The following is a 23,314-nucleotide window of genomic DNA, read 5'->3' on the forward strand; positions in this document are numbered from 1 at the left end:
CCTCCCGGGCGACGGTGCGCGACCGGGACCGGCGGACGCCGACGCCCCGCTCCCCCACCGGGCCGGTGCCCGCCGTCGTCGGTCGGGCCGCCTAGGGTGAGGGCATGGCTGAGCGAGGTCTGACCCTGATGGCGGTGCACGCGCACCCCGACGACGAGGCGACGAGCACCGGTGGCGTGTTGGCCCGGTATGCGGCGGAGGGCATCACGACGGTGTTGGTGACCTGCACCGACGGCGGTTGCGGCGATGGCCCCGGCGGGGTCAAGCCGGGCGATGCGGGGCACGACCCGGCGGCCGTGGTGGCGATGCGGCAGGCGGAGCTGGAGGCCAGCTGTGCGGCGCTGAAGGTCAGCCACCTGGAGACGCTCGGTTACGCCGACTCCGGGATGATGGGCTGGTCGACCAACGAACTGCCCGGCGCGTTCTGGAACACGCCGGTGGCGGAGGCGGCGCAGCGGCTGGCGGAGCTGATCCGCCGGTACCGGCCGGACGTGGTGGTCACCTACGACGAGAACGGCTTCTACGGCCACCCGGACCACATCCAGGCCCACCGGATCACCATGGCCGCCGTCGAGATGACCGACATCCCGGCGAAGGTCTACTGGACCACGGTGCCGCACACGGCGTTCGCGGAGTTCGGCCGGGTGATGAAGGAGCTGGGCGTCGATTGGGCCGAGCCGGCGGAGACGGAGGGCGCGGACGGGCCGGGCCCGCAGCTCGGCCTGCCCGACGACGAGATCACCACCTGGGTGGACACCAGCAGCTACGGCGCGCAGAAGTTCGACGCGCTGGCCGCCCACGCCAGCCAGACCGAGAACATCTTCTTCCTGCGGATGGGCCGGGACCGGTTCGTCGAGCTGATGGGCCGGGAGACCTTCGTCCGGGTCCGCGACACCACCGGGGCAGCGCTGCCGGAGGACGACCTGTTCGCCGGTCTGCGCTGACCGGCCCGGCGAATGTTGCCGGGGTGTTCCAGCCGTAACCGGGACGGAACACCCCGGCGGTCATCACCTTCGGAAGATGGACAACTCGGTATGGTTATCCATCGACATCCGTCTTCCCAGACTCTCCACGGCCGACGATGATCGCGTCATCGAAAGATGCGAAAGCATCTCGGATCGGGGAGGTCAGTTTGAGATCAGCCCTAGCGCTGGCCGGCGTCACCATGCTGGTCGGCAGTGGTCTCGTGGTCACCACCACGAGCGCGTCCGCCGCTCCGCCCGCGACCCCGGGACCAGCGCTGGTCGCCGCCGCCGACACCGCGCTCAAGGAGCACTCCCGCGACGTCAGGTCGTCGGCCAAGGACCGCTACGCCGTGCACAGCAGCAGGCGCGACGCCCAGGGCCGGGGCGCGGTCCGCTACACCCGCACCTACGACGGGCTCCGCGTCTACGGCGGTGACGTCGTCATCCGCACCGGGGCCGACGGTGACTACGCCGGCAGCTCGGTCGGCCTGGCCGCGCCGCTGAGCCTCGCCACCACCCCGAAGGTCAGCGCCGCCAAGGCCCGCAAGGCGGCGACCACCGCGTTCTCCGGCCGGATCACCGCCACCGGCGCGGCGGAGCTGTTCGTCGACGCCAGCAGCGGCACCGGACGGCTGGCCTGGGAGACCGTGGTCACCGGCTGGGCGCCCGACGGGCAGACCCCCTCGAAGCTGCACGTGATCAGCGACGCGCTCACCGGCGCCCGGATCGGCTCCTACGACGAGATCGAGTCCGTCGTCGGCACCGGCAACAGCATCTACGCCGGCCCGGTCTCGATCGACACCACGCTGTCCGGGTCGACCTACAGCATGATCGACCCGACCCGGGGCAACGGTCGTACCTGCGACATGAACAACGGCACCTCCACCTGCACCACCTTCACCGACGCCGACAACGTGTGGGGCACCGGCGCGGCCTCGAACCGGCAGTCCGCCGCCGTCGACGCGCACTTCGGCGCGGCCACGACGTTCGACTACTTCACGAACGTGCACGGGCGCAACGGCATCTTCGGCAACGGCACCGGCGTGCCGAGCCGGGTGCACTACGGCAACGCGTACGTCAACGCCTTCTGGGACGGCGCGCAGATGACCTACGGCGACGGCACGGGCAACGCCAAGCCGCTGGTCGCCCTCGACGTCGCCGGGCACGAGATGTCCCACGGCGTCACCGAGAACGTGGTCCCCGGCGGCCTGACCTACTCCGGCGAGTCCGGCGGCCTGAACGAGGCCACCAGCGACATCTTCGGCAACATGGTGGAGTTCTACGCGAACACCCCGGTCGACCCCGGCGACTACGAGGTCGGCGAGAAGATCGACATCCGGGGCACCGGCGCGCCGCTGCGCTACATGTACAACCCGACGCTTGACGGGTCGTCGCACGGCTGCTGGTCGACCAGCACCAACAGCCTCGACGTGCACTACTCCTCGGGCGTGGCCAACCACTTCTTCTTCAACCTGGCCGAGGGTTCCGGCGTCACCCCGTACGGCACCTCGCCGCTGTGCGGGTCGGCCCCGCCGGTGACCGGGATCGGCCGGGAGAAGGCGGAGAAGATCTGGTTCCGGGCGCTGGACGCGTACTTCGTCTCGAACACCCGCTACGTGAACACCGCCCAGCCGACCAACACCGCGCGGATGCACACCCTGTCGGCCGCCACCGACCTGTACGGCCTGTGCAGCACCGAGTACAAGGCCGTGATGGCCGCCTGGACCGCGGTGAACGTCACCGGCACCGAGTCGTGCGCCGCCAACGACTTCACCGTCGCGGTCGCACCGGCGACGGTGACCATCGACCCGGGCACCTCGGCCACCGCCACCGTCACCACCACGGTCATCCGGGGCACCGCCGAGACGGTCACCTTCTCCACCGGCCCGCTGCCGGCCGGGGTGAGCGTGTCGTTCAGCCCGTCGTCGGTCACCGCCGGCGGGTCGACCACCGTCACGGTCACCGCCGCCGCCACCGCCGGCAGCGGCACGGTGCCGATCACGGTGGTGGGCACCGCCCCCTCGGTGGCCCGCACGACCACGCTGAACGTGACGGTGAACGGGCTGCCGGGCTGCTCCGGCAGCAACGGCACCGACGTGCCGATCGCCGACAACTCGACGGTGGAGAGCACCATCGTGATCAGCGGTTGTGCGGCGACCCCGTCGACCACGAGCAAGGTCGAGGTGCACATCGTGCACACCTACATCGGTGACCTGGTGGTCAGCCTGATCGCCCCGGACGGCAGCGTGTACACGCTGCACAACCGCTCCGGGGGCAGCACCGACAACATCGACCAGACGTACACCGTGAACCTCTCCTCGGAGGTGGCGAACGGCGCCTGGCGGCTGCGGGTGCAGGACGCGGCGAGCCTGGACACCGGTTACCTCAACAGTTGGAGCCTGAACCTCTGACGCGGCGGTGACACAGGCGGGCCACCCGGGTCTCCCGGGTGGCCCGCTCGCGCGTCGGCGACCCGACCCCACCCCGGTATAGTCATGTCCATCTATTGGTGTCGCCGTCCCGACGCCCTCAGGTCACCCTCCACCCCACCACCGAGGAGGTCCGGATGACTCCGTACCGATCCCGCCTGCGGGCCTGGACCGTCGCGTTCCTCGCGGCGGTCGCCCTGCCGGCCGCCCTGCTCGGCCCACCGACGTCGGCGTCGGCCGCGAACACCCTGACCATGCTCGGCGCGGACGTCTCCTCCGTGCAGCGCAGTCTGGACCTCGGCGCGCGGTACTACGACGCCGCCGGCACCGCCAGGGACCCGCTCGACATCCTCAAGGGCGTCGGCGTCAACTACGTCCGGCTGCGGGTCTGGAACAACCCGGCCAGCGGTTGGAACAACAAGGCCAAGGTGCTGGCGTACGCGAAGACGGTCAAGGCCAAGGGCCTCAAGCTGATGATCGACTTCCACTACTCCGACACCTGGGCCGACCCCGGCAAGCAGTACAAGCCGGCCGCCTGGGCCAACCACGGCATCGGCCAGCTCCAGACCGACGTCTACAACTACACCTACGACGTGTGCACCAGCCTGCGCGACCAGGGCACCACGCCGGACAGCGTGCAGATCGGCAACGAGATCAACGTGGGCATGCTGTGGAACGACGGCAAGGTCGTCAACAACGACTTCACCAACCTCAGCCTGCTGCTCAAGGCCGGCTACCAGGCCACCAAGCAGTGCAACGGCGGCACCCAGGTGATCATCCACACCGCCAACGCGGACAGCATGGACCACGCCCGCTGGTTCTACGACGGCATCCGGGCCAAGGGCGTGCAGTGGGACCTGACCGCCCTGTCGTACTACTGCATGTGGCACGGCACGCTGGCCAACCTCTACAACGTCATCACCGACGTGCGCACCCGGTACGGCAAGCCGGTGGTGCTCACCGAGACGGCGTACCCGTTCACCGCCGCGAACGCCGACAACGAGGCGAACGCGATCAACGGCACCGAACCCTGCGCGGGGCACCAGGCGAGCTGGACCGGCCAGGCCACCGAGTTCTCCTGGGTGCAGGACACCGCCCGCAACGCCGGCGCGGTCGGCGTCTTCTACTGGGAGCCGACCTGGTACGCGGTACCCGGCAACGGATGGGACCCGGCGAACATCAACGGCACCGGCAACCAGTGGGACAACATGGCCGTCTTCAACTGGACCGGCCAGGTGAACCCGAGCATCCGCTGGCGGCCGTAGGCGTCGGCGGTACCGGCCGGGGCGGGGCCGCCGTCCCGGCCTGCGGGCCACCGTCGGTGGCCCGCAGGCCGGGCACTACCCTGGCGCGGTGCGATACGACGAGTGCGAAGCGGCCATCCGTGAGCTGGTCGACGCGGCCGACGAGGACGCCCTGCACGCCTTCGGGCTGGCGACCGTCACCCGCCTGCTGGAGGCCGACCTGATCGACGAGGCCGGCGAGGACGACCTGGACGAGGACGCCTGGGCGGCGCTGACCACCGCGCGGGAGCAGATCGCCACGGCCGGCGCGACCGACCTGCGTGCCCACCTCGACCGGATCGACGAGGGCATCCTCGCCGACGGCGACATGGACCCCGGCCTGCTGATCGCCCTGTCGGCCCTAGAGCACTGGACCACCTACCTGGAGGAGCACCGGCGCAGCGAGCTGCACGAACTCGCCCTACGCTCCGTCGAGGAGGTCGACTACCGGGTCTCGGCCGCGCTCGACGACTTCCTGGCAACGCCGGAGATGGCCGCCGAGTACGCGCGGATCAGGCAGTCGCTGACCGCCTGACCTGCCGCCGCGCGGCGGGCCGGACCGACGGCGTGCCGCCACCCCGGTGGGCGGCGGCACGCCGGTGCGGACCCCGGTCCCGTGCGGTGTGCCCGTACGCCGGCACGGCCGTAGCCTGCCGGCCGACGGTCACCGGCCGCAGTTCAGCGTCAGCGCGGCCGGCGAGTTGGCCCAGACGAGCATGCCGAACGTCGTGCTGGCACCCGGGGCCAGCGTGCCGTTGTAGGAGGTGTTGCGCACCGTGACGTCGGTGCCGGAGGTGCTGAGCACGCCGTTCCAGAGGGCCGAGATGCGCTCGTCGCCGTACCACCGCCAGGTGACCTGCCAGCCGTTGAGCGTCTGCTCGCCGGTGTTGCGCACCGTGACCGTGGCGGCGAACCCGCCGGTCCACCGGTTGTCGACGGTGATCGTCGCCCGGCACGACGCCGATCCGGCCGGCAGCGTCCGGACCGGCCCGCCGATGACGTACGGGTCGTGCTTCTCCCCGGCGCTGAACCGGTACCAGTACTCGCTGTCCGGGGTCAGCCCGGTGACCGTGATGTCCCCCTGCCGTTCCGGGCCGGACACCGCCGAGGCCACCGGGTTCCGCCACGCCGTCGCGTCCTCCCGGCTGGCGAAGACGACCAGGGTCATCGGCGGGTCGTAGCCGCACGGCGGACTCATGATCATCGAGTACCGGACGGTGATGCTCGTCGGGCCGGCCGACAGGAACTGCCCGGAGACCGGCAGTGCCGGCGGGCACGCGTAGGTGGGGGTGGGCAGGGGGGTGGCCGAGAGCGCCGGCTGGGCCTGGGCGCCGGTGAGCGTGCCGGCCCAACCGGCCAGGGTCAGGGTCGTGGTCGCCAGCACCACGCCGAACGTGCGGAGCATCAGTACCTCCGAGGGGTTGCGGGGGGCACCGGCGGCCGGGACGGGCCTGGGTGCCGGGGCGGTGTCGCCCACCGTGCGGTGGGGGTGGGGTGATCTCTGCGCGACCGATGGCTGCCGTGGACCGGGTGGTGCCGGACGACCTGCCGACGGGCGGGGGCGGCCGGCCCGTGGTCACCGTCGCGGACTGCCCGGCGCGGGGTGCGCGCCCGCCCCGCGTGTCCGACGGGTCGGCGCACGAGTGGTCACGCTGGCTCCCGAGCGTGGCGACGTCAGAACAGTCTTGCAGTCGATGACTATCGATGCAATGCCCGTCCGGCGGGCCACCGCGGCGGCCGGACGGGCGCGGCGCACCGCCGTCCGACCGATCGCCGGGGCGGGTCGGATCAGCGGCTACGCGGCGCTGCGGCGCTGTCCCGCACGACCAGATCGGTGGCGAGTTCGATGCGCGGACTCTCGATCGTCTCGCCCCGGGCCAGCCGCAGCACGGTACGGGCGGCCAGCATGCCCATCTCGGCCAGCGGTTGCCGGATCGTGGTCAGCGGCGGCGAGCACCAGCGGACCTCCGGCAGGTCGTCGAAGCCGACCACGCTGACGTCGTCGGGCACCCGCAGGCCACGCTTGCGGACCGCCTCGTAGACGCCGAGCGCCATCTGGTCGCTGGAGGCGAAGATCGCGGTGGGCGGTTCGGGCAGGCCCAGCAGGTGCATGCCGGCGGTGTAGCCGGACTCGTGGTAGAAGTTGCCGGGCCGCACCAGCCGGTCGTCGACGGCGAGGCCGGCGGCGTCGAGCGCGGCCCGGTAGCCGTCCATCCGGGCCCGGCTGCACATCAGCTGCGGCGGGCCGGCGATGAAGCCGATCCGCCGGTGACCGAGGCCGAGCAGGTACTGGTTGGCGCGCAGGCTCCCCGCCCAGTTGGTGGCGCCGATGGTGGGGGCCTCCTGGGGGGCCACCCCGGCCGGGTCGACGATGACCACCGGCAGCCGCAGCCGGCGCAGCTCGGCCTGCAACGGCGGCTCCACCATCGAGGTCACGAAGATGACCCCCTCGGTGGATCGGGTCCGCATGTTGTCCAGCCACTGCTTGGCCGACGAGGTGCGCCGGTGGATGGCCGACACGACCGTGCCGGCCCCGCTGGCCTGCGCGACGTCCTCCACCCCACGGATGATCTCCACGGCCCACGGGCTGTCCAGGTCGTTGAAGACCAGGTCGATCAGGGCGGACTGGGTGCGTCGCGCCGCCGAGCGGGGACGGTAGCCGTGCCGGGTGAGCAACTCCTCCACCCGTTCCCGGGTCTGCGGGGCGACGTCGGACCGGCCGTTGATCACCCGGGAGACCGTGGGCACGGAGACGCCCGCCAACCGCGCGATCATCGCGATGGTGACGTTCCTGCCGTTCTCGGAGCCCACGGTCGCCCTTTCGGTCGGGGGAACTACGGTCGCAGAAGGCTATCGCAGCAGGTCGGGGTCACCCCTTGACGCTGCCGGAGAGCCCACCGATGAGCTGACGTTCGGCGATGGCGTAGAAGCCCAGCGCCGGGATCATCGACAGCACGACGTAGGCGAGCACCTTCGCGGTGTCGTCGGAGTACTGACCCTGGAACGCCTGGACCCCCAGCGGCAGGGTCCACCAGCTCTGGTCGGTGAACACCACCAGCGGCAGCATGAAGTTGTTCCAGCTGCTCACCAGGGCCAGCACCGACACGGTGGCCAGGGCGGGCCGGGCCATCGGCAGCAGCACCCGCCAGAAGAAGCCGAACGGGCCGCAGCCGTCGAGGGTCGCCGCCTCCTCGACCTCGCCGGGAATGGTCCGGAAGAACTGCCGCAGGATGATGATGGTGATGGGCAGGCCGAACGCGGCCTGCGGCAGGATCACCCCGAGCGGGTTGTCCAGCAGCCCCATCCCGCGCAACAGGATGAACAGCGGCAGGATCGCCACCGCGAACGGGAACATCAGCCCGATCGCGAAGATGGTGACCAGGAACTCCCGGCCCCGGAAGGCGAACCGCGCGAAGACGTACGCGGCCATCGCCGCCGCGGCGACCACGACGAACGTGCTGGCCACGGCGATGAAGACGCTGTTGCCCACGTTGCGCCAGAACACCCCGGCGGTGACGATGTCGAGGTAGTTGTCCGGCGCCCACGGGTCGGGCAGGCCGAGCGGGTTGGTGGACAGCTGCCCGTTGTCCTTGAACCCGCCGATCACCCCGAACCAGACCGGCACCACGATGAGCGCGCCGACGGCGATGGAGATGAGGTGCAGCAGGAGGCGGCGGGCCCGCTGGGCCGGGTTCGCCGGGCTGGTCATCGCTGGTCTCCTTGGACGGTGAGGGCGCCCTCGGTGTCGCGGCGCAGGACGATGCGCTGGTAGATGAGGGCGAAGACGAGGCTCAGCAGGAACATGATGATGCTGATCGCGCTGGCGTAGCCGACCTCGAAGCGGCGGAAGCCGTACTGGAACATCGTCACGGCCATGGTCTCCGAGGCGTGGATCGGACCGCCGCCGGTGAGCACCCAGACCATGTCGAAGAGCTGGATGGTGCCGATGACCGACAGGAACACGCTGATCCGGATGGTCGGGCCGAGCAGCGGCAGGGTGACGAGCCGGAACGCCTGCCACGCGCTGGCCCCGTCGGTGACCGCCGCCTCGTTCAGCTCCTTGGGGATGTTCTGCCGGGCGGCCAGGAAGAGGATCATGTAGAGGCCGAAGTACTTCCAGGAGACCACCAGGAAGACGGCGTACAGGACGGTGTCCGGGTCGGCGAAGACGGCCCCCGCGTCGGCTCCCAGGAACCGGGAGATCGCGTCACCGAATCCCCGGTTGGGCGAGAACACCAGGTTGAACAGGACCGCGGTGGTGACCTCGGAGAGCACGTACGGGGCGAAGAAGATCACCCGGTAGATGGCGCGTCCCCGCAGCGGCTGGTTGAGCAGCATCGCCAGGCCCATCGCGACCGGCAGCTGGACGACCAGGGAGAGCACGATCAGCACGAGCCCGTGCCACAGGTCGCCCCGGAACACCGGATCGGCGAAGGCCCGGGTGTAGTTGTCCAGCCCGATGAAGTTCTCGGGCAGACCGAAGCCGTTCCACTTGTAGAGGCTGGCGTAGCTGGCCACCACGATCGGTGCCAGCACCAGCAGCAGGAACAGCAGCAGGGACGGGGTGAGGAAGATGGCCAGGGCACGGCGGCGGCCGGGCCGGGGCCGGCGGCCGGTACGGCGGACGCCGCCCGACCCCGGCCCCGACGGTTCGGTCACTCGGCCGCCGGGTCCCGCGTTCGACAGGATCGATGGCGTGGTCATGCCTGCTCCACTCAGTTCTCGCCGGCGGCTGGTGATCGGTGGGGGTGGTGCGTCACTACTGGGTCTTAGCCACCTGGGTGATGTCCTTGAGGATCTGCGCGGGTGACTTGCTGCCGGCGACCAGGGCGGCGACGCTGTCGTTGACCTGCTGGCCGACGGCCGGCGGGTACGCCTGGTCGAGGTAGAGCTGGAAGCCGGTGGCGGCGGCCAGGGTCTCCGCGACGACCTTGGCGTTCGGGTCGGCGATGGCGTCGGTGGCTTCCTTGACCGTGGGCAGCACCGCGCCGGTCTTGGTGCTGCGCCGCTGCACGTCGACGCTGAGCAGGGTCTTGAGGAAGTCCATGGTGGCCGGCGGGGCGTCCTTGCCGACGGCGAAGCCGTTGCCACCGCCGAAGACCTCGGTGGCCGAGCCCTTGCCGCCGTCGACGGCCGGGAAGGGGAAGAAGCCGAGCTTGTCGCCGAGCCCCTTCTTGCTGGTCGAGCTGGACGCCTGCACCGACGGCGCCCACTGCCCCATCAGCTCCAGCGCCGCGCCGCCGTTGCCCATGGTGGCGGCCTGGCCGTCCGGGGAGCCGTACTCGGCGCCGAGGAAGCCCTTCTGGAACGGCTGGAGGTCGATCAGCTCCTTGAACCGCTCGCCGGCGGCCACGAAGTCGGGGGTCTCGAAGTTCTTGTCCTTGGCGGCCTGCTGGAGTGCGCCCAGCCCGCCGATGCGCATGGACAGGTAGGCCCAGTAGAAGTGGGCCGGCCACTTGTCCTTGCCGGCCAGCGCCACGGGGGTGATCCCGGCGGCCTTGAGCTTGCGGACCACGTCGAGCAGCTCGGCCCAGGTGGCCGGCGGCGCGGCGATCTGCGCCTTGGCGAAGAGGTCCTTGTTGTACCAGAAGCCGACCATGCCGATGTCGAACGGCACCCCGTAGATCTTGCCGTCCACCGTGTACGGCTCGAGGGACAGCGGCAGCAGGGTGTCCTTCCAGGGGGCGACGGTCTCGGTGAGGTCCTTGACCAGGCCCGCGTCGACCTGCTGCTTGAGCACCCCGCCGCCCCACGACTGGAACAGGTCCGGCGGGGAGCCGGCCTGGGTGGCGGTGGTCAGCTTGGCCTTGAACGCCTCGTTCTCCAGCGGCTGGATCTCGATCTTCACGTTGCTGTGCGCGCCCTGGTACTCCTGGGCCACGGCCGCCCAGACCGGCAACATCGGCTCGGTGTTCTGGATGTGCCACCAGTTGATCGTCTGGGGTGCGTCCGGGTCGTCGGACGCGTCGTCGCTGCAGCCGCTGAGCAGGTAGGCGCCGGCGCCGGCGCCGACGAGGCCGAGCAGCGATCTGCGGGAGAGGTGCGCTGTCATGATCCATCCCTTCAGGGACTCACGAGGTGCTCGGGCGCCGGCCGGGCCGGCGGGTTTCGAAACGTGTATCTCCGGAACTTTCAGAGCGTCGCCGGTATTACCGATCGATGGCGGGCACGCTACGAGTTGTTTCCACGCGGGTCAAGCCCTCTGTCCTATCGCGGCGAAAACGGCTAGCGTGTGCAGGGCTTCACCGACCATGGCCCTGATTTCGAAAGTTTCGAGAGCTGCCCCGAGGAGTGCACGTGTCGACCGACACCGCTGAAGTGGCGACCGCTGCCCGGTCGATCCGCAATCCCGTCCTCGCCGGGTTCCACCCGGATCCGTCGATCCTGCGGGTCGGCGACGACTACTACCTGGCCACCTCGACGTTCGAGTGGTACCCCGGGGTCCGCCTGCACCACTCGCGCGACCTGGTGCACTGGCGACCGCTCGGCGGGATCATCACCGACCGCCGCCTGCTCGACCTGCGCGGCTGCGGCGACTCCAACGGCGTGTGGGCACCCGACCTGACCTACCACGACGGGCAGTTCCACCTCGTCTACAGCGACGTGGCCAGCTTCGCCAGCGGCTACTGGGATCCGCAGAACTTCCTGATCACCGCGCCCGACATCACCGGCCCCTGGTCGGACCCGGTGAAGCTGCACGGGCGCGGCTTCGACGCCGCACTGTTCCACGACGACGACGGCACCACCTGGCTGCTGGCCATGAGCGCCGACTGGCGGCCCGGCCGGGACCGCTTCGGCGGCATCGAGATCCAGCAGTACGACCGGGCCGCGCGCCGGCTCGTCGGTCGGCCCCGCATCCTGTTCACCGGCACCCCGGTCGGGGTCACCGAGGGCCCGCACCTCTACCGCCACGACGGCTGGTACTGGCTGATCACCGCGGAGGGCGGCACGAGTTGGGAGCACCAGGTCACCGTGGCCCGTTCCCGCGAGCTGTTCGGACCGTACGAGGTGGACCCGGACGGTCCGCTGCTGACCTCGGTGGGCCGACCCGACCTGCGGTTGCAGAAGGCCGGCCACGGCAGCCTGGTCCGCACCCCCGACGGCGGGTGGTACCTCGCCCACCTGGTCGGTCGCCCCTACTCCCCGCTGGGCAGTTGCGTCCTGGGCCGGGAGACCGCGATCCAGCGGGTCGAGTGGCCCGCGGGCGGCTGGCCCCGGATTCCCGGCGGGGTGCCCGCCGACGAGGTCGACGCCCCCGACCTGCCGGCGCACCCGTGGCCGGCGGAACCCGACACCGACGACTTCGACGCCGACGAGCTGGGCACGGCGTGGTCGACGTTGCGCCGGCCGGCCGACCCGGACTGGATCGACCTGCGGTCCCGCCCGTCGCACCTGCGGGTCCACGGTGGGCAGTCCCCCGTGGGACGGCAGGCCCCCAGCCTGGTCGCCCGCCGCGTCGGCGCGACCCGGTGCGCCCTGGAGACCGTCGTCGAGTTCGACCCGGTCGACCACCGTCAGCTCGCCGGGATCACCGCCTACTACAACACCCTGAACTGGCACCACCTCTACCTGACCCGAGCCGACGACGGCCGCACCGTGCTGGAACTGCTCAGCTCCGACAACGGCCGGCGCACCGCCCACCCGGAGCTGACCGTGGACACCGGCGGCGTCACCCGGGTCGGCCTGCGCGCCGAGTTCGACGGGCCGGTGGTGCGCTTCGGCTACGACCTGGGCGCCGGCTGGCAGCAGCTGCCGGTCGAGTTGGACGCGACCATCCTCTCCGACGAGCACGCCGCGCTGATCATCGACGGTGAGCCGGCCGCCTGGGGGTTCACCGGGGCGTTCCTCGGGCTCTGGGTCCAGGATCTCGGCGGCGACGGCGGGTACGCCGATTTCGACCGGGCCACCTACCGGGAGCACTGACCGCCCGGCGCAGCCCGACCGACCGCACCACGACCGGCTCCGGTGGGGCCGGTCGTGGTCGTGCCCGGGGTCCCGGCGGCGTCGAAACGTTGCGACGCACGGCCGGCGGCGTGACCAGGAGTTCCGGAAGTATCGATGGTTGACCCGCAGGGTCCGCGCTCGTAACGTTCCAGTCGACTTCCGGAAATCGATAGGCAACTATCGGTAGGTTCCGGCGCGGTCGTCCCCCGCGCGCATCGGTGGCCGCACCGCTCCCCCGCCCCACCTCGCCGCCGTCGACCCGTCGACGGGCCTCGGGAAAGGAACGCAGATGATGCTCAGACGGTGGATGGCTGCCGGGTTGGTCGCCGTCGCGACCGCCGGTGTGTTGAACGCCGTACCGGCCGCCGCCGAACGGCCGTACGACCCGACCGCGCAGAGCCTGCGCGCCCTGGGCCAGCGCCACGGGCTGTACGTCGGCACCGCGGTCGACATGGCCGCCCTCGCCGACCCCGCCGAGCCCCGCTACCGGGAGATCGTGCGCGACGAGTTCTCCACGGTCACCGCCGAGAACGTGATGAAGTGGGAGTCGCTGGAGCCGACCCGGGGCACCTACGACTGGTCGGCGGCCGACGAACTCGTCGCCACCGCCCGGCGCAACGGCCAGAAGGTCCGGGGTCACGTGCTGGTGTGGCACAGCCAGCTACCCAAGTGGCTCACCGACGGGGTGGCCGACGGCTCCATCGACAACACCGAGCTGCGGTCGATCCTGCGCAAGCACATCACCACCGTCGCCAGCCGCTACCGGGGCAGGATCTGGCAGTGGGACGTGGTCAACGAGGCCGTCAGCGACCCCTGGGACACCCCGTCCACCCTGCACTACAAGGGGTTCTGGGCCGAACACCTCGGCCCCGGTTACGTGGCGGACGCGTTCCGTTGGGCCCGCGCCGCCGACCCGACCGCCCTGCTGTTCTACAACGACTACAACATCGAGGCGTTCGGCTCCGGCGACCCGGCCAACGACAAGACCCAGTTCGTCTACGACATGGTCAAGGGCCTGCTGGCCCGGGGCGTGCCGATCGACGGGGTCGGCAGCCAGGGCCACCTGGGCACCCAGTACGGCAACTACGACACCCTCCAGGTCGCCGACGCGCTGCACCGGTTCGCCGGGCTGGGGCTGTCCACCGCGTTCACCGAGGTCGACGTGCGCAGCCGGCTGACCGACGGGGTCCAGGCCGGCGACTCGGAGGAGATCAACCCCCGGCTCCAGGCGTCCGCGGCGAACTTCCACGTGCTGTTGCAGGCCTGCCTGGCCGAGCCGCGCTGCCTGTCGTTCACCGTCTGGGGCTTCACCGACCGGCACTCCTGGGTGCCCGGCACCTTCGACGACCCGCCGCAGGGCCTGGCCACCATCTACGACGAGAACTACCAGCCCAAGCGGGCGTACCAGGTGATGAAGGCCGACCTGATCTACGCCGGGCCGCCGTACGTGCGGATGCGGGCCACGCCGAAGCCGCGCCGGTAGGCCGGCCGGTGGGCGCCGACATCCTCGACACGGCCCGGGGCGGCGGGCGGACGGTCAGCCTCACCTTCGACGACGGCCCGAACCCCGCCGACACCCTGCGCCTGCTCACCGTCCTGCGGCGGCACCGGATCGCGGCCGTGTTCCTGCTCTGCGGCGGGCAGGTCGAGGCCCACCCCGAGGTGGTGCGCAGGATCGTGGCCGACGGCCACCACCTGGGCAACCACAGCATGCACCACGACGACATGAGCACCTGGTCGGCCGAGCGGATCGAGGCGGACCTGCGGGCGACCAACGAGGCCATCCGGCGGGCCGTGCCGGCGGCCAAGGTCCGGTACTTCCGGGCCCCCTACGGGGCCTGGGGGGCGACCCCGGCGGTGGCCGCCGCGCTGGGCATGCGGCCGCTCGGGTGGCGGTTGGCCGTCGGGGACTGGGAGCCACCCGGCACCGACGAACTCGTCCGCCGGCTGCTCGACGGGGTCACTCCCGGCGCGGTGGTGCTGCTGCACGACGGCGGCGGGGACCGCAGCCAGAGCGTCGCGGCGGTCGACCGGATCGCGCCCGTGCTGCGCGCACGACGCTGGCGGTTCACCCTGCCGGCCGGATGACCCGCTGCCGGCCCGCCCCGGCGGAGCGGGCCGGCAGACCGGCCACGGCCGGTGCGGGTGGTGGGTGGGGGGTCGGGGTGTGCCCGCCCACCCACCACGCCGTCGGGGTGCCGCCGGTCCACGTCCCTGGACGCGGCGGCACCCCGACCTGGACGGTCACGGCAGGCGTGACCTACCGGACGACACCGGAGCCACCGCTGCTGCCGCCACCGCCGCGCCGGTGGTGGTCACGGGTGCGGTCGGTCACGTTGCGCCGGCTCACCGACTCGTGCGAAGAGCCGCTGTCCCGGCCGCTGGTGCGGGAGGTGTGGGTACGGGAGGTGTGGTTACGGGAGGTGGTCCCGCTCCTGCGGTGCGAACTGGCGGTGTCGGCGATCTCCCCACGGGACTCCGTGTCCTGCCGGGAACGCCTCGGCTGTTCCCGGGGGCCCCGGGTGACCATGAACGCGGAGCCCGCGCCGTGCACGATGGCCCCGGCGTTGCCGGCCGTGGTGTCCTGGCCCGGCGCGTAGCCGACGCCCCAGGTGAGCGCGCCTGCGGCGGCCACCGCGCCGTAGGCGGCCCGGACCAGGTCACCCTGCTGGCCGTTGCGCAGCGAGTTGATCACCTCCTTGCCCACCACGTACGCGCCGGGGCCGGCGGCCAGGGCCAGGCCCACACTGTTGGCCACCGCGTTGCCCCGCAGCCCGGCGGCACCCTGCACCCCGGGTGACGCGACCATCGACACGAAGTTGACGATCTTCTCGTCGTTCTCGTAGATCCAGTTGCCGGTCGCCTTGATCAGGGTCATCACCCGGTTCCCGCTGTCCAGCGAGTGCTCGCTGGTTTCCCCCTCGCTCCACTGGACGCTGATCGAGTCACCCGGGCCGGGGCTGCTGCGACCCGAGGAGGTCGACGTGTTGTACGGCTGGCCCACGTCGGCCTGGTAGTCGGCCGCGCTGTACTGGCCGTAGCCCGACGGCATGGACGAGGTGCTCGGGGCGTCCTGGCTGTAGTTGCTGGGGGTGTAGCTGACCTGCGGGTTACTGGCCTGGCTGTAGACGCTCGGTGAGTAACTGATCTGCCCGTACCCGCTCTCGCTGGGCGGGTAGTGGACGCTGTAGTTCTCGCTGCCGGTGGGACTTCCGGTCCCGCCCGGTGGCGGCTGATGGGGTGAGGACACCTGGGCTCCTTGATGCTCGACCAGCGGTTGACACGCTCTTTACGACCGGCCCGGCGCACCGGTTCAGCCGGCGGCCGGGGTTTCTCGCCGGTTCGCCTGCCACGGCGTCGCGGTGGCCTTGCCGGCGGCCCGTTCGGTGATCGCCGCGACCTCCTGCCGGGCCTGGGCCGAGATCCGCGCCGCGTCCGGCTCCTTGTACCAGGGCCGCAGTGTGATCACGGCGGGTCGGATGCCGGTGGCGAGCAGCAGCGCGGTCCCCTTCGGCAGGGCCCGGATCCGGTCCGGCGGCAACACGTGCTCCTGCCGGTACGAGGTGGACCGGGACGAGCCGTCCCGGCTGCGCGAGACGCTGACCGTGCTCACGTCGTGCTGCCCGACCAGCTTGGAGACCTTCTCCACGAAGTCGGCGTCGTCGAGGCCCGCACCGAGCAGCTTGATGGTGGCCGCGCCCCACAGCGCGTCCATCCCGGCCTCCCCCCAGACCCGTGACCCCTGCCGGTAGCTCTGCAACAGGGTGACCACGTTGATCCCCCGCGATCCCAGGTGCGAGTAGAGGTCCGGCAGGTCGGAGATCCGGCACACGTTCGCCGCCTCGTCCAGCACCGCCGTCATCGGCGGGTCGAGCCGGCCGCCCATCCGTTCGGCGGCCACCACCCCCGCCCGCAACGTCGCGTCGGCGAGGCCGGCGATCACCCCGGCGGCCGAGCCACCACCGTCCTTGGAGAGCAGGAAGAGGGTGTCCCGGCCGAGCACGTGCCGCTCCGGGCGGAACTGCGGCAGGTACGGGTCCGGGGACACCCAGGCCAGGATCTCCGGGTCGAGCAGGCACGCCACGCACTGCCGGGCCGTCTCGTAGATGCCGTCGCGGGTCTCCACCGCCCCGCGTACGGTGCCCTGGAGCTGCTCGGCCATCGCCGGCAGCCCGGCGTCGCGCAGCAGGTCGATCGGGGTGCGGTCGGCCGGGTCGGCCAGCCAGCCGAGCAGCTCGGCGACGGGTACCCGCCCCCGGGCGGCGGCCAGGAAGAGCGCGGTCAGGGTGTTCTGCGCCGCCGAGATCCAGAAGTCCTTCTTGGCGGTGTCGTCGTTGACCGACGCCACGAAGTGCCCGGCCAGTCGGCGGGCCCCCTCGATGCTCGTGCAGTCGGCGAGGATGTCCCACCACATCCGCCGGGGCACGTGGGCGATGCCCTGCGGGTCGAACGTCCACACCGTACCGACGCGTTCCCGTTCGGCGCGGGTCACCGCGTACACGTCGGACTTGTTGGAGGTGAGCAGCACCGCGCCCCGGGCCCGCAGCACCCGGGGCACCGCGATGCCTGTGGACTTGCCGGCCCGGGGGGCCATCAGGTCCAGCTCCACGTCCTCGAAGGAGGAGCGCAGCTCCGGGCCGTTGGGCGACAGGTCACCGAGCAGGTTGCCGGTGTCGTCCGGGGTGAGCTGCCGTACCCCGGCCAGCGAGGGACGCAGCTCCCGGGCGCGGGCCGCGATCCCGGCGGGGGTCAGCGGGGCCAGGTCACGCACCCGGGCCAGCCCGACGCCGCGCCCGCGCACGTCCAGCAGCCGGCGTCCGGCGAGCACCGCCGGCACCACCAGCAGCAGCGCCACCACCAGCATCCCGGCGTAGACCGCGTACGGCGACGCGCCGGGCCACAGCGTGCCGATGTCACCGGAGATCAACGCCAGGTACGCGCCGAGCGTGAACGGCGGCGGGTGAAAGCCGTGCCCGGTCACCGCGGCGCCCAGGGTGCCGCCCAGCCAGGCGACCGTGAACAGCGCCGCGTTGGCGAGGACCACCAGGCAGAAGGCCCAGAAGAACAGGTCCGCCCCCCGGGGCGCGCCCGACGACGTCCGGCTCACGCCCGCCACCCCCGCTCACCGGCGGCGATCTCGGCGGCGGCCAGTTCCGGCCGGGTGGCCAGGTTGCCCAGTTCCGCCTCGGCCTCGAAGGCCGCCTGCCGGGCCGCCGCCCGCTCGGCGGCCTGCTGGGCGGCGTAGCCGTTCTGCACCCAGCGCTGGTTGGTGTCGTGCAGCCGGCGCTCGGTGTCGGTGATGGACACCCGGATCGGGATGCCGGGCCGGCCACCCACCTTGATCAGGAACCGGCCCCGCCCCGGTGGCTCCTCGTTGCTGCCGGTGCTCGCCCAGCCCGGCGGCGACGACCAGGAGGAGACCAGCTCGATCTCCCGTTTGGACAGGCCGATCACCCGGCCCAGGTCGGTCATCTCCGCCGCCGGCAGCCCGGCGCAGGCGACGATCCCGGCCCGCTCCACGAAACCGCGCGCCTTGGCCCGGTCGGCGTCGGAGCCCAGCGCCTCGGCGTCCTTGAGGGTGTGGGTGATCTTGGCGTCGCCGAGGCCGAGCGACCGGTTGAGCCGGGTCAGCGCGTCGATCCGGTCGACGATGCCGGAGGCCGCCCGCAGCGGCCGCCACAGCTCGTCCAGGATGGTGAAGAACCAGCGGCGCGGGGCCAGGCCGGCGTCGGCCAGGGCGTGCGAGGCGGCGACCGTGCCCAACCCCTCGGACCAGGCGGCCAGCATCGCCGCCGCGGTGAGCTGGGTGTCGGACTCGCCGATGCGGGAGATGTCGATGCACACCGCCGGGGCGTCCGGGTCGATCCGGGTGGAGGTCGTCGAGCCGAAGGTGTCACCCAACGCCCCGTCGAGGATGCCCAGCAGCGAGCGGTGCAGCGGGTCCACCGCGTCGCGGTAACGGCTCTCCTGGCCCCGGTCCAGGGTCACCGCGCGGACCCGGTCCGGCCCCTCCTCCAGCACCCGCAGCAGGTCCGGCAGCAGCGGGGCCCGGCCCTGCGGGGTGTGTTCACGCAGGTGCCGCAGGCAGGCCGAGAGTACCGACTGCTCGTGGTCGTCCAGGGCCCGGCCGCGCACGATGGTCAGCAACGCCGCCACCATGTTCAGCACCCGGCCGTGCGTCTCGGCGGCCAGCGCCCGGCCCGCCCGGCCGCCGATGCGTTCCGCGGCCAGCCCCATCGCCCCCGGGTCCAGCACGTTGATCCCACCGACGCCACGCCCGATCGGGATCACCTGCCCGCCGAGGGCGCGGACCGTGTCCGCGTAGTCCGGCTTGAGGTCGCCGAGCACCAGCGGCACCACCCCGGTCGCGGCCAGGCCCACCGCCATCCGGTTGATCAGGGTCGACTTGCCCAGACCGGGCATGCCCAGCATGAACAGCGACGGGTTGGAGATGTAGCGGGCCCGGGTGAACCAGGAGATCGGATCACCGCAGACCGTGGCGCCGGTGTAGAGGTGCTGACCCAGCGGCACCCCGGACATCGGCGCCCCCGAGCCGGCCGAGAACGGCCACAGCCCGCACGCCTGCACCGTGGTGGCCCGCCACATGGTGGGCGCGTCGAGGTAGCCGACCCGCCCGCCGCCGGGCCCCTCCCACCCCCGCGCCGAGGCGGGCAGCTCCCGGCGGGGCCGGGGCGGCCTGGTGTTCTTCGGCGGTACGGGGGCCCCGTCGTCCGGGTCGCCGACCAGCCCGGTCAGCGCGGTCCGCGCCCCCGAGGTCCCGGCCGGCCAGCCCGCCCCGAGCCCGTCCGCGCGGACCACCGGTGCGCCGCTCACATCGCCTCCTGGAGTTCGTGTGGCAGCACGGTCTGCTCCCACGGAAGGATTCCGGCCGGCAGGGTGCAGGTGAACGCCGCCGCCTGCATCCGGTGCGCCGGCCGCATCGCGATCCGGGTCGCCCCGGTCATGTTGCGGACCAGCACCGACGCGTCGTCGAGCTGGGACCGGTCGTCGACGGTGACGGTGAGCATCAGCGAGAACTCCACCAGCCCCGCCCCGGTGGCCTCCTCGGCGGCGGCCTGCTCGGCGGCGCGGACCTCGGCGGCGGCCCGCGCCTGCACCATGCCCCGCCCGGAGGTGGCCATGAACTGCGCCGTACGCCGGTCGGCCTCGACGATGCGGGCCGAGGTCGCCGGGTCGATCGGCCGGTAGAGCAGCGCCACCCGCTTGCGGCGGGTGCCGGCGGACGCGTCGAGCATGGTGCGCAGCACACTGGAGCGCACCGTGCCCCGGGGGGCCAGGGTGAGCAGCCAGGTCCGGGAGACCCCGGAGTCGTGCTGGTAGGCGTCCACCGACTCGACCGCGGCCACCGGCCCGCAGTCGGCCCACTCCAGCCCGGTCCGCCCGTGCTCGGCCCGGACGCTGAGCACCTCGGCGGCGCAGGCCGGGTCGTACGCCACCCGGACCACCTCGGCGATCTGCTCGGCGGACAGCGGCTCGGCGACGCCCCCACCGGCCCCGATCAGCCCGGTCAGCAGGCTCGGCACCCGGATCGCCAGGTCGGTGACCACGTCCTCCGGGTCCCGTCGCGGCCCACCCACCGGCGCGTAGGTGAGGGTGATGTACGAGTTCATCTCCGACGACGCCGACGGGTAGTCCTCGACCACCTCCTCCAGCACGGCGCGCGCCGCGGCGGGAGCGGCGGCGTCCAGCCGGGGCAGCACCTCCGCCGCGAGCCGGGTGCCCGGGTCCGGGGCGGTCTCCACCACCACCGACGCCCCGCGCAGGCCCGGCTCGTGGGCGAGCCGGGACAGCCACTCCCCCCACAGCGACACCCACGTGTCGACCTGCTCCGGGTCGACCAGCGACCCGCCGTCGGGTTCGCACCGCAGCACGATCGTGTAGAGGTTGCGGCTCTTGTGGTGCAGCACCCCGAACGGCCTGTCGTAGGCGTCCCGGCCCTCCCGGGCGAGCACCCCGCTGAGCAGGCCGGGCGGCGGGAACCGGCCACCCGGCCGCGCCGAGAGCGGCCCGGAGACGTACAGGTGCTCCCGCCGGGACACCCGACGCGACCAGCCGATCCGCAGCGTCAGGAGCTGGTACATGTTGCGGCCGTCCTGGGTGCGTACGGCCATCGGCAGCAGCGCCACCACGAGCGGTACGCCGACCACGAACGCCGCCTGCAGCGACGCCAGCGAGGCCAGCAGCACCAGCACCAGCCCGCCGAACACCCCGACCGTGCCGACCAGGCCGAGCGGGCCCAGCCCGGCCCGGCGCGGCCGACGCCAGTTGCCGTACGTCGGTTCGATGACGGCTTCGGTCGTCATTGCCTCTCCCTCGTCTCACCGGGGCGACGGCCGGCCGTCGCCCCGCGCTGTCAGTTGTGGCCGGCGTCGCCGTCCGCGCCCGACACGGTGCCGGCCGCCATGTTTCGGCCGGCGCGGGCCGCCCGGTGCGCCCCGTCGATCGCCGCCCCGACCGGCCCGGCCAGCCGGGCGGCGGAACCCGCGGCCGCCGCGGAGCCGGCGGAGCCGCCCGCGTTACGGCCGGTCCGGCCCTCGCTGCCGGACGGTCCCTGCCGACCGGTGTCGCCCTGGCGGCCCTGCGGCCCGCGGGCCCCGGACGGCGCGCCACCGCCCCCGCCGCCGGAGGACAGGGCGGACCCGGCGACCCGTTTCGCGCCGGAGGCGACCATGCCGCCCGCGGCCGAGACGGCGGTGCCGGTCGGGTCGCCGGTGCCCAGCGCCGCCGTGGCCGGCACCACGATCTTGAGCAGCGCCGGCAGGGCGATCGCCGACAGCAGCAGCACGCCGATGCCGGCGATGCGGATGTGTGAGGAGTTCTGGGTCCGGCTGCCGACGGCGAGCATCTCCGCGCCGGAGAACATGATCAGACCGACGGCGGGCTTGTAGAGCAGCCAGGCCACCGTCCAGCCGATGTGCTTGCGCCACCAGCCGGCACCCCAGTTCGTCATCGACGCGGCGGCCGCCAGCGGCAGCGTGCCGAGCATGATGGTCATCACGCCCAGCCGCAGGTAGAGCATCAGCACGTGCACGATGGCAGCGATCAGCAGCAGGAAGGCCAGCACCAGCAGCAGGAACGACTCGATGGAGGAGCCGTTGTCCACACACGGCACACCCATGATCACCTGCATGGCCGCCGACTTGAGCAGGTGGTCGGAGAAACCGTCGGAGAGGCTGGCCGCCCGGCCCACCACCCACGAACCGGCCCCGGCGACCAGGATGACCCGCAGGAAGCCCTGCAACGCGGTCCGCCCGGCGGTGCCCTTGCGTTCCATCGCCATCCGGGCGGCGGCGAACAGCACCGACCCGATCGCCAGGTAGGTCACGACCCACTCGATCTGGTCGCTGATCAGGCTCGGTACGTCGTCCGGCCCGCCCTCGGTCGTGGTGCCCAGCGTCGGCACCGAGGCGCTCAGCTCGGCGAAGATCGAGATCGCGGCGGCCAGCATCAGGTTGGCGATCATCCGGACCAGGGTGCCGATCGGGTCACCGAGGAACGAGAAGAAGCCGGTGATGATGTCCAGCGGACTGGGAGGTGAACACCCGCCCATCTACTTCCTCCAGAGGGTGTAGCCGGCGCTGCCGGTGACCGTGCCGAGCGAGGCGTGCACCACGCCGGCCCGCGACGGCGCCACCTTCCAGTCACCGGCGTCCCAGCGCAGGGCGACCAGGGTCGCCACGTACCCCCCGGCGCCGGTCTTGACCAGCAACTGCACCTGGGCGGCGTCGGCCGCGTACCGGACCAGGGCGAAGCCCGCGTAGCTGCCGCCGCCACGGCTGGTGACCACCCCGGCGGCGGCCTCCAGCCGGGCCACCAGCACGTCGCGGCCCGGCCCCGGCAGCACCTGCCGGTCGGCAACGGCCCGCCAGGCGGGCCCGGCCAACTGGGTGGGCACGGCGTGCGCCGCCAGCACCGCACCGATCGGGGTGTGCGCGAAGCAGCCCAGCACCCCGTCGGCGGTGCGCGACGGTCCCTGCGTCGCGGAGACCGGCACCCGGTCGCCGCCGTCGAGGGTCCGCCACGCCACGTCGTCCGGCGGCACCGCCGTCCCGGCCGCCACCACCGGTCGGGACGGGCACTGCGCCACCGGCGCGGCGGCGGCGGTCCGGGCCACCGGGTCGACCTCCGTCTGCCGGGTCGCCCCCGACACCCAGACCCCCGCCGCCAGCAACGCCATGCCGGCGAGGAACGCGACGGACAGCAGCCAGCCGCGCTCGGCCCAGAACGGCGGGTCCGCCGGTGACCGGCCTCGCCCGCCGGTCACTGCGGCTGGCCTGCGGCGGTGCCGGCACCGCCGAGGAAGAAGTTGGCCAACGGACCCGCGACGGCGACCAGGATGCAGCCGCCGAGCACCAGGCCGAGGCGGGACATGTGCTCGGAACTCTCGCCCCGCTTCACCGAGACCGCCATCATCGTGCCGGTGATCAGCACCCCGGCCACCCCGGCGGCGGTGCCGGCCCAGGCGATCAGGCCCAGCAGCTTGTTCACCAGGGTGTTCAGCTGCCCCGGCGCGTTGGGGGTCGGGTTGATCCCGCCACCGGGCCCCGGGTCGGGGGCCATCGGGAGGCGGGCGAACAGGTAGGCCGCCGCGTACTGGGACAGGCTCGTGAACGTCATCGGAACAGCTCCTTCGGACAGGTGGCATCACCGGAGGCGTCGACGACGCTCCGGC

General features: G+C 72.4%; 19 protein-coding genes. 7 read left to right on the top strand and 12 right to left on the bottom strand.

Annotated features, from left to right (window positions below; genetic code table 11):
- Window positions 1–104 precede the first annotated feature (104 nt).
- From B5D80_RS17205 to B5D80_RS17220, 4 genes are all read left to right on the top strand, one after another.
- Complete coding sequence (locus B5D80_RS17205; RefSeq protein ID WP_088644902.1) at window positions 105–944, top strand: PIG-L family deacetylase; 840 nt, start codon at window positions 105–107, stop codon at window positions 942–944.
- Window positions 945–1,132: 188 nt separating this feature from the next.
- Window positions 1,133–3,376, top strand: coding sequence for a M4 family metallopeptidase (locus tag B5D80_RS17210; RefSeq protein ID WP_158224202.1), 2,244 nt, complete (start codon window positions 1,133–1,135; stop codon window positions 3,374–3,376).
- 155 nt (window positions 3,377–3,531) lie between these two features.
- Window positions 3,532–4,659, top strand: a complete 1,128-nt coding sequence (locus B5D80_RS17215; RefSeq protein WP_088644904.1) for a glycoside hydrolase family 53 protein — start codon at window positions 3,532–3,534, stop codon at window positions 4,657–4,659.
- Window positions 4,660–4,747: 88 nt separating this feature from the next.
- Window positions 4,748–5,212: a hypothetical protein gene (locus B5D80_RS17220; RefSeq protein ID WP_088644905.1), complete on the top strand. Its 465-nt coding sequence runs from the start codon at window positions 4,748–4,750 to the stop codon at window positions 5,210–5,212.
- A 129-nt stretch (window positions 5,213–5,341) separates the two neighbouring features.
- On the opposite strand, the gene B5D80_RS17225 is transcribed toward B5D80_RS17220, so the two are convergent.
- The 5 genes from B5D80_RS17225 to B5D80_RS17245 all read right to left on the bottom strand — a co-directional run bounded on the left by B5D80_RS17225 (window position 5,342) and on the right by B5D80_RS17245 (window position 10,729).
- Window positions 5,342–6,082, bottom strand: coding sequence for a cellulose binding domain-containing protein (locus tag B5D80_RS17225; protein ID WP_088644947.1), 741 nt, complete (start codon window positions 6,080–6,082; stop codon window positions 5,342–5,344).
- Between the two features lie 383 nt (window positions 6,083–6,465).
- Complete coding sequence (locus B5D80_RS17230) at window positions 6,466–7,452, bottom strand: LacI family DNA-binding transcriptional regulator (RefSeq protein ID WP_422756724.1); 987 nt, start codon at window positions 7,450–7,452, stop codon at window positions 6,466–6,468.
- Between the two features lie 94 nt (window positions 7,453–7,546).
- Window positions 7,547–8,386 carry a carbohydrate ABC transporter permease gene (locus B5D80_RS17235; RefSeq protein WP_088644907.1) on the bottom strand — a complete coding sequence of 280 codons (840 nt, stop codon included), beginning with the start codon at window positions 8,384–8,386 and terminating at the stop codon, window positions 7,547–7,549.
- Window positions 8,383–9,381, bottom strand: a complete 999-nt coding sequence (locus tag B5D80_RS17240) for a carbohydrate ABC transporter permease (protein WP_088644908.1) — start codon at window positions 9,379–9,381, stop codon at window positions 8,383–8,385. The genes B5D80_RS17235 and B5D80_RS17240 overlap by 4 nt, the downstream gene beginning before the upstream one ends.
- 55 nt (window positions 9,382–9,436) lie before the next feature.
- On the bottom strand, window positions 9,437–10,729 hold the full coding sequence (locus B5D80_RS17245; RefSeq protein WP_088644909.1) for an extracellular solute-binding protein: 1,293 nt from the start codon (window positions 10,727–10,729) through the stop codon (window positions 9,437–9,439).
- Between the two features lie 245 nt (window positions 10,730–10,974).
- Between B5D80_RS17245 and B5D80_RS17250 the strand changes: the two genes are divergently transcribed.
- The 3 genes from B5D80_RS17250 (at window position 10,975) to B5D80_RS17260 (ending at window position 14,709) form a co-directional block, all read left to right on the top strand.
- Entirely contained in the window at window positions 10,975–12,600 is a 1,626-nt protein-coding gene (locus tag B5D80_RS17250) for a glycoside hydrolase family 43 protein (protein WP_088644910.1), read from the top strand.
- A gap of 310 nt (window positions 12,601–12,910) precedes the next feature.
- Window positions 12,911–14,104 (top strand): endo-1,4-beta-xylanase, encoded by a 1,194-nt coding sequence (locus tag B5D80_RS17255; protein WP_088644911.1) that lies wholly within the window; start codon window positions 12,911–12,913, stop codon window positions 14,102–14,104.
- Window positions 14,105–14,112: 8 nt separating this feature from the next.
- Window positions 14,113–14,709: a polysaccharide deacetylase family protein gene (locus B5D80_RS17260; protein WP_088644912.1), complete on the top strand. Its 597-nt coding sequence runs from the start codon at window positions 14,113–14,115 to the stop codon at window positions 14,707–14,709.
- Between the two features lie 172 nt (window positions 14,710–14,881).
- Here B5D80_RS17260 and B5D80_RS17265 read toward each other — a convergent pair whose 3' ends face one another.
- The 7 genes from B5D80_RS17265 to B5D80_RS17295 form a co-directional block, all read right to left on the bottom strand.
- Window positions 14,882–15,871: a hypothetical protein gene (locus B5D80_RS17265; protein WP_088644913.1), complete on the bottom strand. Its 990-nt coding sequence runs from the start codon at window positions 15,869–15,871 to the stop codon at window positions 14,882–14,884.
- A 63-nt stretch (window positions 15,872–15,934) separates the two neighbouring features.
- On the bottom strand, window positions 15,935–17,728 hold the full coding sequence (locus tag B5D80_RS17270; RefSeq protein WP_245854684.1) for a type IV secretory system conjugative DNA transfer family protein: 1,794 nt from the start codon (window positions 17,726–17,728) through the stop codon (window positions 15,935–15,937).
- Window positions 17,725–19,455 (bottom strand): ATP/GTP-binding protein, encoded by a 1,731-nt coding sequence (locus B5D80_RS17275; protein ID WP_245854687.1) that lies wholly within the window; start codon window positions 19,453–19,455, stop codon window positions 17,725–17,727. Before B5D80_RS17275 ends, B5D80_RS17270 begins: the two co-directional genes overlap by 4 nt.
- Complete coding sequence (locus B5D80_RS17280) at window positions 19,452–20,945, bottom strand: SCO6880 family protein (protein ID WP_088644915.1); 1,494 nt, start codon at window positions 20,943–20,945, stop codon at window positions 19,452–19,454. Before B5D80_RS17280 ends, B5D80_RS17275 begins: the two co-directional genes overlap by 4 nt.
- Before the next feature lie 50 nt (window positions 20,946–20,995).
- Window positions 20,996–22,192: a hypothetical protein gene (locus tag B5D80_RS17285; protein ID WP_088644916.1), complete on the bottom strand. Its 1,197-nt coding sequence runs from the start codon at window positions 22,190–22,192 to the stop codon at window positions 20,996–20,998.
- On the bottom strand, window positions 22,193–22,906 hold the full coding sequence (locus B5D80_RS17290) for a DUF8175 domain-containg protein (RefSeq protein ID WP_088644917.1): 714 nt from the start codon (window positions 22,904–22,906) through the stop codon (window positions 22,193–22,195). It abuts the gene before it with no gap.
- Window positions 22,903–23,259 carry a hypothetical protein gene (locus tag B5D80_RS17295; RefSeq protein ID WP_211291545.1) on the bottom strand — a complete coding sequence of 119 codons (357 nt, stop codon included), beginning with the start codon at window positions 23,257–23,259 and terminating at the stop codon, window positions 22,903–22,905. Before B5D80_RS17295 ends, B5D80_RS17290 begins: the two co-directional genes overlap by 4 nt.
- Window positions 23,260–23,314: the final 55 nt, after the last annotated feature.

Source organism: Micromonospora wenchangensis, assembly GCF_002210435.1.
Lineage (GTDB): Bacteria > Actinomycetota > Actinomycetes > Mycobacteriales > Micromonosporaceae > Micromonospora > Micromonospora wenchangensis.